The sequence below is a fragment of the Sporosarcina oncorhynchi genome, from assembly GCF_033304615.1.
Classification (GTDB): domain Bacteria; phylum Bacillota; class Bacilli; order Bacillales_A; family Planococcaceae; genus Sporosarcina; species Sporosarcina oncorhynchi.
This window is the reverse complement of the sequence record NZ_CP129118.1, coordinates 952572-968311: the sequence shown is the minus strand read 5'-3', so window position 1 is coordinate 968311 and position 15740 is coordinate 952572. Positions and strand designations below refer to the sequence as shown.

The following is a 15740-nucleotide window of genomic DNA, read 5'->3' as shown; positions in this document are numbered from 1 at the left end:
TAGCAACACGCCCGCCAGGAGTATTCCAGTGCGGGCGTGTTTTTTATTCACTGTCTATAGTTTCCCAATCAATTACAAGCGTCTATAAATGCTTCAAATAACTTCGCCGAGTTCGGATCTTGCTTCTTAAGCAATAACTCGGGATGCCATTGTAGTCCAATGACAAATGCGTGTTCAGTACTTTCAATTACTTCAGCAACTCCATCTGGTGCTTCGCCCGAAACAATAAGCGGACCACCGATGTCTTTAAGCCCTTGATGGTGATATGAATTCACACGAATGCTGTTTTCATTAACGATTGAATGGTACTTCGTCTGCGGTTTCACAATTACGTTGTGCGTCGGAAATTCACTCCTTGCTTTTTGGCTATGCTTGATTAGCGTATCGCCATATTGTGAATCAAGGTCCTGATACACCGTTCCGCCAAAATGGATATTCAACAGTTGCATGCCGCGGCAAATGCCTAAAATCGGTTTGTCAGCTTTCAACATATGACTCGCCAGCAACAATTCGATGCTATCGCGTTCGGGCGTCACATCCCCAAGTTTCGGATTTGGATTTTCATTGAAATGAGAGGGATCCACATCTCCTCCACCTGTCAGCAGTAAACCGTCCAACAACCCACAAATCTGCTCAACATCCTCGTCATTTCCTGTTGGCAGGATAATCGGTACCCCACCCGCTTTTTGCACAGCTTCAATATATGCGAGTCTCGTAAACTGGGACCCAGCATCATCCACATCCGTCGTAACGCCGATAATCGGTTTCAAACATTTTCCCCCTTTTGGATTGAGTTACTGCGTTTCTTTGTACTCATATTGTAAACCATTAGAAAATTTAAGCAATTTATTTAAAAACAAAAAATACCATCCGCATATCGTATACGAATGGTGAAAGTTTTGTACGATTAGGCTCTTTTCAAGCGAAGTACATCTGCCTGGGTTCTGATAAGACTTTGCGACAATACGTCCACTTTCGCATCGACTGTTTCAATTTTGTCATCCAGTTTTGCGATATCTGCTCTTACTTCTGCAAACCCTGTTGTCATATCCGACTTTAACTCTTTCAGTTGAGCAGACAGTTCCATCATTGCTTGGATGATTGCATCTTCTTTTTCCATTTCAACGGCTCCTTTCAATAAGATTTCCTTCTATTTTTTTGTTCTAGGATGTCTCATTTCATCATTCATTCTGTTTCATTCGACATTTTTTTCATTATTACTAGTATAGCATGGCTCGCATATTTTCTCTTCGGTTTAATCTACCATTCCAGCAAAAATAAAAACGCGGCAGCTAGTATAGCTGCGCGCTGTTATCATCTATTTTGTTTCCATTTCAGCAATTCATTCTTATCAATTTTCCCAACATGTGTCTTAGGCAGCTCGGGAATAATAATAATCTCTTTCGGAATTTTGTATGAGGCAAGGGACTTTTTACAATGGGTTAAAATCATATCCTCATTTCCTCGATTTTCATCATATAAGGATACAAACGCGACCACTTTCTCGCCCCATATGTCATCTTCTTTCCCAATGACTGCAGCTTCTTGTATACCGTCAAAAGCAATGAGACATTGCTCCACTTCCTGCGGGTAGACATTTTCACCGCCTGTAATGATCATATCCTTTTTTCTGCCGACGATATATGTATCTCCATCCTCATCGATTTTCGCAAGATCCCCCGTCCGCAGCCATCCATCGTGAAGTGCATCATTCGTTTCAGAAGGTTTGTTCCAATAACAAGTGAACATATGCGGTCCTTTAAGGAACAGCTCACCGATTTCTCCGCGTGAACAAGCATTCCCATCTAGATCGAGCACTTTACTATCGTTGAACAGCATGCTTTTCCCGACAGAACCAACTTTCACTGCTGCATCGTCCGGCCGGATGAAGAAATTATTTGGACCCGCTTCCGTCATGCCATACCCCTCTTTAAAACGGATTTTTTTACGTTGGAAAGCTGTGTAGATCGTTTCTGGACAAGGAGCGCCCCCCGACAGAAATGTGTCCATCGATGGGAAATTCGATGCCTTGAAATAATCTGTTTGAATCATCATCTGATACATCGTCGGCACAAACAGCGAAATTGTCGCTTCGTATTGATTGGTCGCTTCGAGCGCTTCTTGCGGATTAAACTGATGACCAATCGCCACAGTGCCGCCCGCCATAAGCAATGGAATACTTAACGCATTCAACCCGCCTGTATGAAATAACGGCATATAATTGATCGTCGTGTCGTTTTCTGATAAACCCCAACTTGCAATCGTATTGAGTGCATTCCAATTCACTGCTTCATGGGACAGGACGACGCCTTTCGGTACACCCGTCGTTCCCCCTGTATAAATGATCATCCACGGATCCGAGCAATCCACTTCAGGAAGTGGCTCGATATTTCTGGCACATTCAAACTTCTCTGCGATCGATAGAGAGGCTACTTCATGCACATTCAATAGTTGTACAGATTGTTCGAAGTTTTTATGAAAGAGCACAATAATAGGACCACAATCATCAAGCAACCCTTGCAATTCAGGTAAGCTCAACCGCCAATTCAACGGGACATAAATCAAGCCCATCCGCTCACACGCAAACAGCACGGCAAATAGCTCGATCGTATTCGGTGAATAGACGACAACGCGCTCACCTTTCACATAACCTTTCTCACGGAAGAAGGAAACCCAGCGTCCAATCCGGTTATACAACTCGCCGTACGTCCAGCTTTCGCCAGAATGGATATTAATCAATGCGGTCCGTCCTGCAGACAATGCCGTTCTTTTTACAATCCAGCCACGTTCATGAAACACGGGTTCCTCCCTCCTTTCATCACATCATGATGCCGCCATCAACATGCATTACATGCCCATGGACATAATTGGATTCTTCGCTTGCTAAAAACAGATAGGCATTTGCAATATCTTCCGGTTCGCCGAGTCGTTGCAATGACACAGCCGATTCCATTTGCGCAATGACCTTTTCAGGCATCTTCTTCACCATCGCTGTCGCTGTAAAGCCAGGTGCGACGGCATTGACATTGATTCCTTTTCGACCGAATTCCTTCGCCCATGTTTTTGTCATGCCGATTACCGCAGCTTTTGTTGCTGCATAATTTGTCTGGCCAAAATTTCCGTACACGCCACTAACGGAGGATGTATTAATAATTTTGCCGCTTCCCGCTTCGATCATATGCGGTACAACTGCCTGCGTGCAGTTGAAGACACCCGTTAAATTCACATCGAGCACGCGCTGGAAAACAGCCGGATCCATCTTGAGTAAAGTCGCATCATTCGTAATCCCTGCGTTGTTAATTAAGACATCGATTTTGCCATGGAGGTCCAATGTCTTTTCAATTAACTGCGCGACACTTTCACGGTTTGCAACATCCACTTGAACAAATGTCAGTTCAAATCCTTTTTCCTTACCTACTGCTTCCTGTTCTGCACCTGACGCTTCATCAAAATCAGCCATGATGACTTTCGCGCCTTCTTCAGCGAATCGGTGACAAGCAGCAAGTCCGATCCCATTTGCGCCACCTGTAATAATGGCGACTTTACCTTTCATTCTCATGCTGTCAGCTCCTTATCCTAAAAATGTTTCGATCGTTTCCGTCAATTTTTCCAAGTTGTCAATGAGCGGTGAATGCCCCATATCTTCGAGTGAAATGAACGTCGCATTATCGCCGAGGTCTTCCATTATTTCCTCCGTCATTTGGGCATTGACGACATAGTCCCGATCGCCGCGCAATACAAGTACAGGAATTGTAATGTCCTTCGCCTGGTCACTACCTTCTGTGACGCCGTTATGCACAGAACTAATGTTAAATGTATTTAAGGAATGGTACACATCGGCTAGATTACGCTGCGTCAGCATATCTTCCACGTATTCATCGTATTTTGAGCTGTCAGGTTGGTTTTGCGTATAGATCAGTGCATTCCATACCGCTTTTAGCCCTTCACGGTTCTTCGTGTCATAAAGTCCTTGCATCGCAAGCGTCTTACCGGCATCTTGCTCAACATCTTCAATTGTCTGTAGACGACGTTCCAAATCAGGCGTTCCATCCGCTTTTGTACCGAAAAACGGATAGCCGCGTGTCGAAGCTGATGCTAACAACACCAACTTCCTGCACTTCCCAGGATGGTCCGCAACATACTGCATACAAATCGCTCCGCCCGTCGACCAGCCAACCAAGTCGAATTCATCGAGTCTAAGCGTTTCGATGAACCCATGTAAATCTTCGGAAAAATCACGAATACCGGTTACCCGTTGCTCGTACGTCGACTCGCCGAATCCGCGCAAGTCTAACGCATACACTTTGTACTTCGGATCCATAGTATCGATCAGCACATCCCAATGTTTCGACGACGTCATATTGCCGTGAACAAGCACAACGACCTGTTCGCCACCATTCCGCTCCCTATACGCAATCTGTTCCCCATTTGCCAACTTCACTTTTTGTAACTCCATCATTGATTCCCTCCCCATTTCACTGTCACTGCCCCCCAAGCATAACCGATGCCCGCGCTCACAAGAACTGCGACGTCTCCGTCTTTCAGCTTGCCTTCTTGCAATGCCAGTTCTATTGAAAGGATCTGATCCATCTGTCCGATATGGCCATACTCATGCAAATACATCGATTGGTCTTCTTCCAGTCCAAGTTCACGCAGCACGAAATCATGCGCAGACCGTTTCATATGCAAAATGGCCAAGTAATTAAGGTCTTTCTCGGTAAACCCACTTTTTTGTAATGAAGTGCGGATGACCTTTAGGAAATTTTGCATCGATTTCTGTTCAAGCCTCGCTTTCATGCCGACCGGATCTAATACGTCAAGCCGATACAAGCCATTCTCCAAGTCTTCAGCAGTCAGCGGGCTTTTCGTACCACCGACCGGTACGACAACATCTTCTGAGAATGAACCATCCGTCATCAGTTCGGTTTCCAAAATGAGGTTTTCGTGATGATCACGTCGTAAAATCATCGCCGCTCCGCCCGCCCCAAGATTGAACATGAAACGGGTGCGCTCGTTTTCATAGTCGATAAAATCCCCGTTACGATAGCCGCCTGCAAGCAGCACAGTCTTGACTGAATCATCCGTGAGCATCAAGCTCTTCGCGACTTTGATGGCCATAATTGTCGTCCCGCAACGGAGAGCGACGTCGAACCCCCATGCGTGATGCGCACCGATTTCTTCTTGGATTTTGATGGCGGCTGTCCATAACGGATATTCTTTATATTCTTCGCCGATATAAATAATTACATCGATTTCTTTCGCATCGACATTCCCTTTTCTCAATGCTTCTTTCGCCGCCCAGACACCCATCGCAACCGTATGATCATTCTCCCCCGGTATCGGCTTTTGCGTAATGCCCATTTTCGTCTTGACGACATCAACCGGTAAGTTTGCACGTTTCGCAATCTCTTCTCCCGTCATTTTTGTTTCAGGGATATAGACACCTGTACTGACGATTCCTACAGTCATCACAAGCCCTCCTTTTTCGCGACGGGTTTCACGCCATCTTTCTTACTGTTGCGCTTCCAAAGTTTCTCGCGGATTGTTCCGACGACCCCTTTAGGGAAGAAAATCACGGCCAAAATATAAACGATGCCGAAGAAAATGATCCACCGTTCGAATATCGGATACTCTTTCGCAAGTCCTGATAAGTAATGCTGCGTCAATTCAATGATGCCCGCCCCAACTATCGGACCGATTAGCGTTCCGACGCCGCCAATGATTGTCATCAGCAATGCATCGAGCGTAATATCCATCGTCAGCACACTTGTATTCACGAATCGCAACGATACTGCATACAACGATCCCGCGAGACTTGCGATGACACCGGCAACGACTGAGGCAATTACTTTATAATGAAGCGGATTGAATCCGAGCGAGCGTGTCCGCTGTTCATTCTCCCGGACCGCAACGAGCACACGTCCGAATGGTGAGTTGACAAATCTGCGCAAGAGGATATAGACAAGGACAAGGATGACGAGGACGACGAGATAGAACATGACCCGGTCCTTGAAAAATTCCGGTGCTTTAAATGTGAATCCGTCGTTCCCTTGTGTCACTGTCCGCCATTTCTCAGCAAGGACGAGGAACAGGCCTGAAACGGCAAGTGTCAGCATCGCGAAGAAGTGACTTTTCAACCGTAGTGTAAGCAAGCCGATGAAGAAGCTGACGAGCGCCGCAAGCAGCATGCCGACGCCGATGGATAGGATGAATGTCCCCATCGTCGGGTCAATTCGTTTTAGCATTACTGCTGTCGTGTATGCCCCCATCCCGAAGAACATCGCGTGCCCGAATGAAACAATGCCTGTGTAACCAAGTAAGATGTCATAACTCATTGCCAAAATCGAAAAGATGAAAATCTGTGTCAATAAAATTGTCCACGTCCTGGAATCCGATACGAACGGGAAAATGACAAGTGCAATCGCGATGATTCCAAGCACATAATTATTCCAATGAAATTTCCGTTTCATGCCGTCACCCCTTTGCCGTAAATAGCCCTTGCGGACGGAAGATTAATACGATTGCCATCAGCATCATATTGACCGCAAGTGAAAGTGCCGGAACGTAATAGGCCATGTAACTTCCCGCAAGTCCGACGAGAATCGCCGCAAGCAATGAACCTGGAAAACTTCCCATTCCACCGATGACAACGACGATGAATGCGAGGATTGCGAATTCAAAGCCCATTTCCGCGTAAATGACGCCTGAATAAGGTGCCATCAGCACGCCGCCAAGCGCAGCAAGTGCAGAACCAGCCATAAATACATAGAGAAACACACGTTTAATGTTAATGCCAAGTGCTTGCACCATTTCTTTATTCATAACACCCGCACGGACAACAAGCCCGATCTTCGTCTTCTGTAAAATGTATTGGAAGATCCCGAAGATGAGAAACCCGACGACGATAATGAACAAACGATATTTGATAATAAGAACATCACCGAACTCCCAGCTTCCCGCCAGATACGATGGTACTTTCGCAGCAATCTGATTCGGTCCCCAAACGACTTTCAGCATCTCCGTTAAGACGAGCATGAAGCCAAGTGTAATAAGAATCTGTTGTACATGGTTGCCGTACACGGGTGTAATGATCAGTTTTTCTGTAATGAACCCAAGTACGATGCCTGTAAAAATCGCGAATAGAATACCAAGGAAAAAGCTGCCTGTCAGTGTATAAAACCAGACACCTGAAAAAGCTCCCCAGGCGAACAATCCGCCGTGTGCAAAGTTCAGCACACTCATTAAACCGAATATGAGCGTCAATCCGGATGCGAGCAAAAAGATGAGCATGCCCGTGGCCAGTCCGTTGATCGTCAAGTTGATTAGTAACTCCATCGTGCCGCCTCCTTCACCCGATTCCTAAATATTTTCGTTTCAATTCTTCGTTATGAATCAACTCTTTCATGTCCCCCGCCTGTACCGTCGCACCGTCATCAATTAATGTAAAACGATCACCGATCCGGCTCGCCATCATGAAGTTTTGTTCGACGAGCACAATGGTCGTCGTCTTCTTCATTTCATTAATCGCTTCCATCACTTTCTCGATGACGATCGGCGCTAACCCTTTCGACGGTTCATCGATCAATAGCAGTTTGCTGTCATGGACGAACGCCCGCGCCATCGCAAGCATTTGTTTCTGACCACCTGACAGATGGCCACCGTCCTTTTTCCAGTACGTTTTTAAATCCGGAAACAGTTCCAGGACATAATCTTGTCTAGCGAGTGTCGCAGTATCTTCTTTGCGCATCGCCACTTTCATATTCTCTTCAACCGTCAGATCGCCGAATATGCCCTGATCTTCCGGCACATAACCGATGCCGTTATTAGCTGTCTCATATGTAGGCCGCTTCGTGATGTCACGTTCATCGAAAATCACGCTTCCTTTTGAAGCCGGTGTTAATCCCATAATTGTTTTCAGCGTTGTCGTTTTTCCCGCACCATTCCTGCCGAGTAGCACACTTACTTCTCCTTCACGGGCTTCGAAATCGATGCCTTGAAGGATATGGTATTGCCCAATATGCGTATGGATTCCGTCAACTTTCAACAGCGTTTTCATCATAGAGACCTCCCAAATACGCGTTTTGCACCATTTCGTTGTCCATGATTTCTTTCGGACTGGCATCTGCGAGCAATTTCCCGTTGAACAGCACCATAATCGAATCGGACAAGTCTAGAATCATATCCATTTTATGCTCAATGAGTAGAATCGTTTTCTCACCCGTCTGCTTAATCTTCCGGATAACGTCCAATATCGCAGGTACTTCTTCAAGCGACATACCAGCCGTTGGTTCATCGAGCAACAGCACTTCCGTATCGAGCGCAAGCAGCATAGCGATTTCCAGTTTTCGCTTTTCACCGTGCGACAACTGACTAGCGATTGCGTATTCCCGCCCTTGCAGTAAAACCATTTCAATCAATTTTTCAGCTTCATCCATTAAGTATTGGTAACGTACAAAATGCCGGAACATCTGATAGCGTATTTTCTCTTTTGATTGCACCGCAAGTCGCACATTTTCAAGCACCGTTAAGTTCGGGAACACATTCGTAATCTGGAATGAACGGCCAAGACCGAGCCGGGTCCTCGCCACTGCAGACATCCCAGTAATTGGCTGCCCTTTGAAATAAACCTCCCCCGCGGACGGTTTTAGTTCACCGCTAAGCAGATTGAAAAATGTTGTTTTTCCGGCACCGTTCGGACCAATGATTGATTTAAGCTGCCGCGCAGGCATTTCAAAATTCACGCCTGAAACAGCTGTATGTCCGCCGAAACGGATTGTCAGATTGTCTGTTTTAAGTATTGGATCCATCCTTTTTCTCCTCCTGACTGGTGTATCCTTCTCGACCGGATGAAAGGTTTCATCCGATTGAGAAAGACAGGACAGTGATGTGCTGTCCCCTTCTTTCTGTTAATTATTAATGGGAGGCTTCGTTTCATCAGCCGACAGTTCGCGAATCAAAACTGGAACTGGATACGGAACGCCATCCTGCTTTTCAAGTTTGATGGAATACATCGGTTGCAATGCTTGGTGATCTTCTTCACGGAATGTCATTGTCCCTTTTGGTGTATCAAAAGACATACCTTCCATAAGTTTGATCAATTTATTGCCATCTGCATCGCCTTCTGATTTCTTCAATGCTTCGACGATGGCAATTGCCGCTGACATACCACCCGGTGTAAATAGATCCGGAACTTCACCGTTGAAACGTTCTTTATGCTCTTTTACAAGCCAATCATTCACTTCATTATCAGGAAGTGTGTGGTAATAAACCGAGAACCCTTCCATGCCAACAAGTGGTTCCATGATCGATAGTGCTGGAATATCAGGTGCACCCGTTGAAATCTTGATGCCTTTTTCTTGCATCTTTAAATCCGAAATTTGGTTCCAAGGAGAGTTCGCACCCGCCCAAACGACAAACATATAATCCGGTTTTGCTTCAATGACTTTTTGTAGGTTGGACGTGAAATCCGTTGCAGCTGGATCCGCATATTGTTCTTCAACAATTTCAGCCCCTAGTGCTTCCGCTGCTTTCTTGAACGCCGCGATTCCGTCCCATCCGAATGAGTAATCCGGTGCAAATGTCGCGATTTTAACGCCAGGTCCTGCAATTGCTGCCGCTCCCGCGACCGCATCTTGTGAAGAGTTACGTGCTGTACGGAAGATGAACGGGTTGAATTCAGACCCTGTAATACTGTCCGCAACTGCGGGTTCGACAATCATGATTTTCTCGTATTCTTCCGCTAACGGAAGAACAGCGAGTGTATCCCCTGAGCTGGAAGAACCGACGATGAAGTCAACTTTATCTTCTTCAAGTAGTTTCGTAGCCTTTTGAACGGCCACTTCTGGTTTTGTTTCTGTGTCTTCAAAGACGACTTCAATTTTCTTGCCTGCGACTTCCATAGTTCCGTCTGTCGCATATTCCAAACCAAGTTCAAATCCTTGGCGTGTTTGCTTACCATACGATTCAAGTGCACCCGTCAAGGAAGCAAGGACACCGATTTTGATAACTTCTTGTTCGCCAGCTTCTTCTTTACCATCATCCGTGCTGTCAGTTGACCCTTCCTTTGATGTATCCGGCTTTTCAGAGCTAGTGTCTGAGTCTGCATTACAGGCCGCGACGATTAACATGAGTGCTGCAAGAAGTGTAAATAGCCAAAATTTCTTTTTCATACGTGAACCCCTCTCTCCATTCGTTTTTGTAAACGCTTTCTTTCTGTCTATTACTTTAAATTAATAGAGTTACAAAAGAGTTGCACAGCTCCGCTGTGCAACTCTTTTGCCGTATTTCTGCGGGGTTTAGGCAGAAATTAAGGCAAACGCCTTTGACTTTGAAGGTTTTTTCAATGGAAATTGTTGATCTTCAATCTGGTTGGGAATCTTCACGTATGTATCACAACGTAACCCCGTCGTATCGAAACGTAGCGGGCGCAACGAAACGTAAACCACTCGTATCGAAAAGTAGATGCCTCGTATCACAACGTAACCACGTCGTATCGAAACGTAGTAGGCGCAACGAAACGTAAACCATGCGTATCGAAATGTAAAGGCGTCGTATCGAAACGTAACCCCGTCGTATTGAAACGTAGCGGGCGCAACGAAACGTAAACCGCTCGTATCGAAACGTAGAGGCGCCGTATCGAAACGTAACCCCGTCGTATCGAAACGTAGCGGGCGCAACGAAACGTAAACGGCTCGTATCGAAAAGTAGATGCCTCGTATCACAACGTAGCCCCGTCGTATCGAAACGTAGCGGGCGCAACGAAACGTAAACCGCTGGTATCGAAACGTAGAGGCGCCGTATCGAAACGTAACCCCGTCGTATCGAAAAGTAGCGGGCGCAACGAAAAGTAAACCGCGCGTATCGAAACGTAACCCCGTCGTATCGAAACGTAGCGGGCGCAACGAAACGTAGAAGCCCCGTATCACAACGTACCCTCGTCGTATCGAAACGTCCTTACTATATGAAACTTCCAGACCTTTCAATCGTATAAGAGTATATAAGTAATATTGCATCGTAGCTTTTATAGAGGGGATGAATAATTTGAAGATGTATTTCTTATCGAGCGTCATTGGACTACTTATCATTCTGACGGGTTGCTCGTCCGAAGATAGCTCGGTTACAAAGAAAATGGATGGTATTGAATTGACTTTGGCAGTGAATATGCAAGAGGTTACATCTGATGATGAGTTGGTGGTTACGGTGACATTGAAGAACCATAATGATTTGCCGAAAAAATTGTATGTGCCTCTTCCCGCGGATATGAAAGAAGGAATTTCTTCTGTTTTGATTGAGAAGAAAGATGTCAGCTCTTTCCGGCTGTTGGACCCGCTAAACAGTACGGATTTCAAGTCTATTCAAGGTCGTTCGTTTTATGAGTATGTTGTAGTGGAACTAGGAGCGAATGAGACGATTAGTCAGTCATTCACGTGGGATAATGAGTTGTTGATTCAAGAGAGTCTGGAAGTTGTAGAGGCTGATTCAGGTAAGTATATTGTGAGCGCATTTGTAATACTGGATGAAATTGAAACTGAAGAACTCTATTATGAACCTGAAAAACAGTTGATTTCTAAGCTTACTATTAAAGTAAAGTAACCAATCCGGGAGTGTTGAAATTGCAGAAAAAGGTTCTATATGTCGTGAATGCACTGGTATTATTCGGTGTATGGGTGTTTGCATCTGTCTTTCTCTCAACTGGAGATGAATGGTGGTCGATGTATACATTTAATATGAAGGAAATGTCCCCTTTTAATGTGGAACTTTCATGGGTTAAGATTGTTGTAACGGCATTTCTTTCAATGCTAGTTGCTATCGCTCTCGTAAAAGTCACATCTACGAAGAAGGCTTGATGAATTTATTCTAATAAAAGAAAGGTTGATGGCTGAATGTCTAGAAATACAAAAATAATGTCTACCCTGTTATCGATTGGAGCAGTTATTATGTTGACAGCTGCAATTATGTTGATAACTACAAGTTATTTCAATACAAAGGAAATTAAACTCGGAGCAGACGGATGTAATGAAGCTGGGGGGAATCTCCACTTAGAAATACATAATCCGCTAACAAGTTCTTACTCATTTGAATGTAAGAAATGATGGTTGCAATGCACTTGAAATTGGAGATGAATTACGAGTGATCGATTATTTTGAACGGAAGATAAGATTAAAAGACTTCGAAGTATGGAAAGTAAGGATTGGCGAGTATGCGTATGTACTGGCGATCATCGATGAATATGAATCTAACCTAGTTGACGATGAAGACGATTTTCGGGAGAATACTGTTTCTTGTTCCTATTTTTCGGAGCAAGAAGTGAGAGATGAATATCGAGAACCACTTGGTCAATTCGCACGCCAACTGACGGATCATTTGGCGTTGGCGCATTGTCAGGTCAACATTGAGTTCTTTACAACTTCACCCGATCAGGCAATCACAGAACGTATGCAAAAGATGTACGGCTATCTTGAATCTGACATTCCTTTAGAAAAGCTTTGGCATTTTAATCAAGACTAAAAAACTGTGAGCGGCGATTTAATGTCGCTGCTCACAGTTCGTTCATGATCATTTTATACATTTGCTCGGTCGATTCCATTGGTCTGATTGAGAACTCTTCCTCAAGTATCTCTGTGCAACGGTTGTACCATTTGATGGATTGTGGTCGGTTTTGGAGTTGGTAATGGGCGTACATAAGCAGGCGGTACGCTTCTTCCCATGTTGGGTCGATGCGGACGAGGCGTTCTGCCCATTCGATTGTTTTGTTGTATTGTTGCAAGCGCGTGTAGGACTGGGCGAGTTTTTCGATCACCTGAATGTAGTGCTGTTCAACCTGTTCTCGCTCAGTGGCGATCCATTCAACGGACAGTTTCTCTTCGAACAGTTTGCCTTTATATAATGCTGCCGCTTTTAATAGATGCTCGATGGATTGGTCTGCAACTTTTTCTGCGAGGCCTTTTTCCATGTACTGTTTGAACCGTTCCAAGTCCGTTTGAATGGCGGCTTGCGGGTTCAGTTGGTACATCGTTTGTTTGCGCAAAATGAAGAATGATGATTCCCTTGCCGACCGATTCGGTTCTAATACTTTCAACAGCGCATTGAGTGCCACTTTAAAATCACGATCAGCGGTCTTTTCATCGATGTCTGTCCATAATGCCTGCATGATTTCCTCTTTTGGCACGTACCGGGTTTTATTCAACAATAAATACAGGAACAGTTCTTTCGCTTTGTCTCGTTGCCACTTTCGCTCTTGTACTCCGTCGAGTCCGAGGTTTACAGTGAACGGACCTAATACGCATACATCAAGCTTATAGCCAGGATGGTTTTCGACATCTTTCAGCTCTAAGATATGAATCGCCTGCTGGATGCCTGCATGGTCAGGATGCAACTTTGATGCTTGTATCACTAACGGGTAGATGGATTGCCTGTCGAACGGTCCGAACATTGTATCGCTCGTTAAGAAATAGAAATAATCCTGTTCGTATAAAAGCGAAAAGAACTCATCTGCGTACTTAGTGAATAACTCCTCGTCTGCTTTTTGTGAATAAATGCGCATGAGCCAAAACGTCACGACCATTTTTCCGTATTGATCTCCGCATTCCATCAACAGACGTTCGGCTTCTTTCAAGTGCTTTTCTGCATTCAAATCATCCTTCGCGTACTTATAAACAATGCCTAAACTGATATGAATCAACCCAGACAGCCAACCGTCTTGAACACGATCTGTTTCATGCAAGCCGGCTTTACCGTAACGAATCGCTTCTGTGAAATGACCTAGCCTAGCAAAAAGTATCGCCAAGCCCATATACGGCTCTGCGTTACCTCTTGAAACATTCAGCTCGTCCATCTGCTCGATTGCCCGTAGATAATACGTTTTGGATGCGTCCATCGTAAACGGATCTTCCAAAATCTTTGCATGTCCTAACCGAATCCTGCCAACCGCTTCGATGAATACCGACTTCTCCTCTTTTCCTAAGCTGATTCCGTTTTCCGCACTCGTAATTGCAAGTGATGATTGTCCTGTCATCGCGTAGATCAGCGATAACAATACATCTGTTTCGCGATGTGAATCGGGTAACACTGAACTATGTTCTCTAGTGGTTAAGATCGTTTGGGCTTCATTCAACTTACCGGTCCGCAAAGCAATCCGCGCATCCAAGTTCCCTTCCTGTAAAATCCTTGTATCCGTAATTTCCTGTTTCACCCATTCGGCAGCTGCGGCCCCTTTTCCAAGGTTGACAAGGTTTTCTGCGAATTGGCGTTTGAGCAGTTCCTTTTCATGCGAAGATGTTCTCACGCTTCTTTCCGCGTACAGTATGGCGTTCAATAAATGCGGATCCGCTAAACCGGGCTGGATTGTATCCAAGTAAATATGCGCGATGCCGGCATGCGCCCTGCCGATGTAATAATCGTCATTGCATGTTTCCGCTATTTCAATGCATGTTAAGTATGCAGTACGTGCTTTTTCATAATAGGCACGATAACGATGTGCTTCTCCTTCATAATAATAGAGGGGATAATGCTGTTCTTTTATTATCGGGTGAAGATTTTTCAGAATCTCAAGCAGCCATTCAAACTGGCCTGATCGGATTAACGTGGCACCATTGTCCATTATAATTTGGCCGATGAAGCTTGCATCGTCGCTTTTCACCGCATGTAAAATGGCTTGCGTTGGATCGGATTGTTGCAAATAATAGGCCACTGCTTTCTTCTGGTATATGACATATTCCGCAAGATTGACAGACCGCCATTTCCGTTCCAAAAACTGTTGGAAGAGAGCATGGTAACGGTAAACCCCTTCGCCGAGGGATTGAATGAATACATGTCTGCTTGCAAGTTCACGAAGGACATCATTTGCTTCCTTTCCATAGAACTCTTCGATGAGATCCGTTGAAAACATCGGAAAAATAGAGAATGATAATGCCCATCGCTTTTCCGTTTCGGACATCCGGTTAAATACTTCTTCAGACAAATACGCAAACAGATCTTGCAACGCGGGTTTCATTTCAACTGAAAAGTCCTTTTCACTTCCAGTCAGATGAATGGCAAGTAAATTAACCGCAATTGCCCATCCTTCTGTCAATTGCACGATCGACAATGCCTCTTCTTCTGTCAAAATCTGATTGAAATAGTCTTCATAGAAAACAGCCACTTCTTCTTCAGAAAACAGCAAGTCTTCCTCTGTCAATTCCAGCGATTGCCCCATCATTTTCAACTTCGCCAAACTTGACCATCGCGGACGTGTACGTGACGCTACAACGAGATGGATGGATGGCGGCAATAACTGGATCATTTTTTCAAGAATATAGTTGATCGTAAATACGTGATCAACATGGTGAAAATCGTCAATAATCAGATAGAACGGATCGACAATTTCACAAAGCTCATTCATAAATTGTACAAGCCATCGCTCGATATCCAAATCATTATGGATAATACCCCATTCAGTAAATGAGTGGCCGAATGAAGGACGGATTCTTCGAATACTTTGCGTCAAATGGGTGATGAACGGCAAAATGTCATCGTCTTCTTCAGTGACAGAATACCAGCTATATGTAGCATCCGTATCATAGAAATACGTCGCCAGACCGGAACTTTTCCCATACCCTGCCCCACTATGCATAATTGTCAGTTTCATATGACTTGATTGCCTTAGCTTTTTAATAAAAGAAGCACGTCTCATATAGGTCGCTGAAGGTATTGGTGGCATCAGTTTCGATTGGATAACCGGTTTCACCTGCATTGTTCATCAC

General features: G+C 44.8%; 15 protein-coding genes. 3 read left to right on the top strand and 12 right to left on the bottom strand.

The annotated features are described in order from the left end of the window. Positions 1 to 68: 68 nt before the first annotated feature. From QWT69_RS04480 to QWT69_RS04430, 11 genes are all read right to left on the bottom strand, one after another. Positions 69 to 770, bottom strand: a complete 702-nt coding sequence (locus QWT69_RS04480; RefSeq protein WP_317969391.1) for a gamma-glutamyl-gamma-aminobutyrate hydrolase family protein — start codon at positions 768 to 770, stop codon at positions 69 to 71. A gap of 137 nt (positions 771 to 907) precedes the next feature. Continuing rightward, positions 908 to 1120 carry a hypothetical protein gene (locus QWT69_RS04475; RefSeq protein ID WP_317969389.1) on the bottom strand — a complete coding sequence of 71 codons (213 nt, stop codon included), beginning with the start codon at positions 1118 to 1120 and terminating at the stop codon, positions 908 to 910. 194 nt (positions 1121 to 1314) lie between these two features. After that, complete coding sequence (locus QWT69_RS04470) at positions 1315 to 2799, bottom strand: class I adenylate-forming enzyme family protein (protein ID WP_317969387.1); 1485 nt, start codon at positions 2797 to 2799, stop codon at positions 1315 to 1317. A 19-nt stretch (positions 2800 to 2818) separates the two neighbouring features. Next, positions 2819 to 3559, bottom strand: a complete 741-nt coding sequence (locus tag QWT69_RS04465; protein WP_317969385.1) for a beta-ketoacyl-ACP reductase — start codon at positions 3557 to 3559, stop codon at positions 2819 to 2821. A 12-nt stretch (positions 3560 to 3571) separates the two neighbouring features. Further along, on the bottom strand, positions 3572 to 4456 hold the full coding sequence (phaZ, locus tag QWT69_RS04460) for an intracellular short-chain-length polyhydroxyalkanoate depolymerase (protein ID WP_317970904.1): 885 nt from the start codon (positions 4454 to 4456) through the stop codon (positions 3572 to 3574). Then, positions 4456 to 5469, bottom strand: a complete 1014-nt coding sequence (locus tag QWT69_RS04455) for a 3-oxoacyl-ACP synthase (protein ID WP_317969383.1) — start codon at positions 5467 to 5469, stop codon at positions 4456 to 4458. The genes phaZ and QWT69_RS04455 overlap by 1 nt, the downstream gene beginning before the upstream one ends. Next, positions 5469 to 6470 carry a branched-chain amino acid ABC transporter permease gene (locus tag QWT69_RS04450; protein ID WP_317969381.1) on the bottom strand — a complete coding sequence of 334 codons (1002 nt, stop codon included), beginning with the start codon at positions 6468 to 6470 and terminating at the stop codon, positions 5469 to 5471. The genes QWT69_RS04455 and QWT69_RS04450 overlap by 1 nt, the downstream gene beginning before the upstream one ends. A 4-nt stretch (positions 6471 to 6474) precedes the next feature. Next, a complete protein-coding gene (locus tag QWT69_RS04445; protein ID WP_317969379.1) occupies positions 6475 to 7335 on the bottom strand; it encodes a branched-chain amino acid ABC transporter permease in 861 nt (286 codons plus the stop codon). Positions 7336 to 7348: 13 nt separating this feature from the next. Beyond that, on the bottom strand, positions 7349 to 8056 hold the full coding sequence (locus QWT69_RS04440; protein WP_317970902.1) for an ABC transporter ATP-binding protein: 708 nt from the start codon (positions 8054 to 8056) through the stop codon (positions 7349 to 7351). Next, complete coding sequence (locus tag QWT69_RS04435) at positions 8034 to 8807, bottom strand: ABC transporter ATP-binding protein (protein WP_317969377.1); 774 nt, start codon at positions 8805 to 8807, stop codon at positions 8034 to 8036. Before QWT69_RS04435 ends, QWT69_RS04440 begins: the two co-directional genes overlap by 23 nt. Before the next feature lie 99 nt (positions 8808 to 8906). Beyond that, entirely contained in the window at positions 8907 to 10169 is a 1263-nt protein-coding gene (locus QWT69_RS04430; protein ID WP_317969375.1) for a substrate-binding domain-containing protein, read from the bottom strand. 871 nt (positions 10170 to 11040) lie between these two features. On the opposite strand from QWT69_RS04430, the gene QWT69_RS04425 reads away from it, so the two are divergent. The 3 genes from QWT69_RS04425 to QWT69_RS04415 all read left to right on the top strand — a co-directional run bounded on the left by QWT69_RS04425 (position 11041) and on the right by QWT69_RS04415 (position 12507). Beyond that, entirely contained in the window at positions 11041 to 11592 is a 552-nt protein-coding gene (locus QWT69_RS04425) for a hypothetical protein (RefSeq protein WP_317969373.1), read from the top strand. Positions 11593 to 11612: 20 nt separating this feature from the next. Further along, positions 11613 to 11846, top strand: coding sequence for a hypothetical protein (locus QWT69_RS04420; protein WP_317969371.1), 234 nt, complete (start codon positions 11613 to 11615; stop codon positions 11844 to 11846). Positions 11847 to 12075: 229 nt separating this feature from the next. After that, positions 12076 to 12507 (top strand): hypothetical protein, encoded by a 432-nt coding sequence (locus QWT69_RS04415; RefSeq protein WP_317969369.1) that lies wholly within the window; start codon positions 12076 to 12078, stop codon positions 12505 to 12507. Between the two features lie 31 nt (positions 12508 to 12538). Here QWT69_RS04415 and QWT69_RS04410 read toward each other — a convergent pair whose 3' ends face one another. Continuing rightward, on the bottom strand, positions 12539 to 15730 hold the full coding sequence (locus QWT69_RS04410; RefSeq protein ID WP_317969367.1) for an AfsR/SARP family transcriptional regulator: 3192 nt from the start codon (positions 15728 to 15730) through the stop codon (positions 12539 to 12541). Positions 15731 to 15740: the final 10 nt, after the last annotated feature.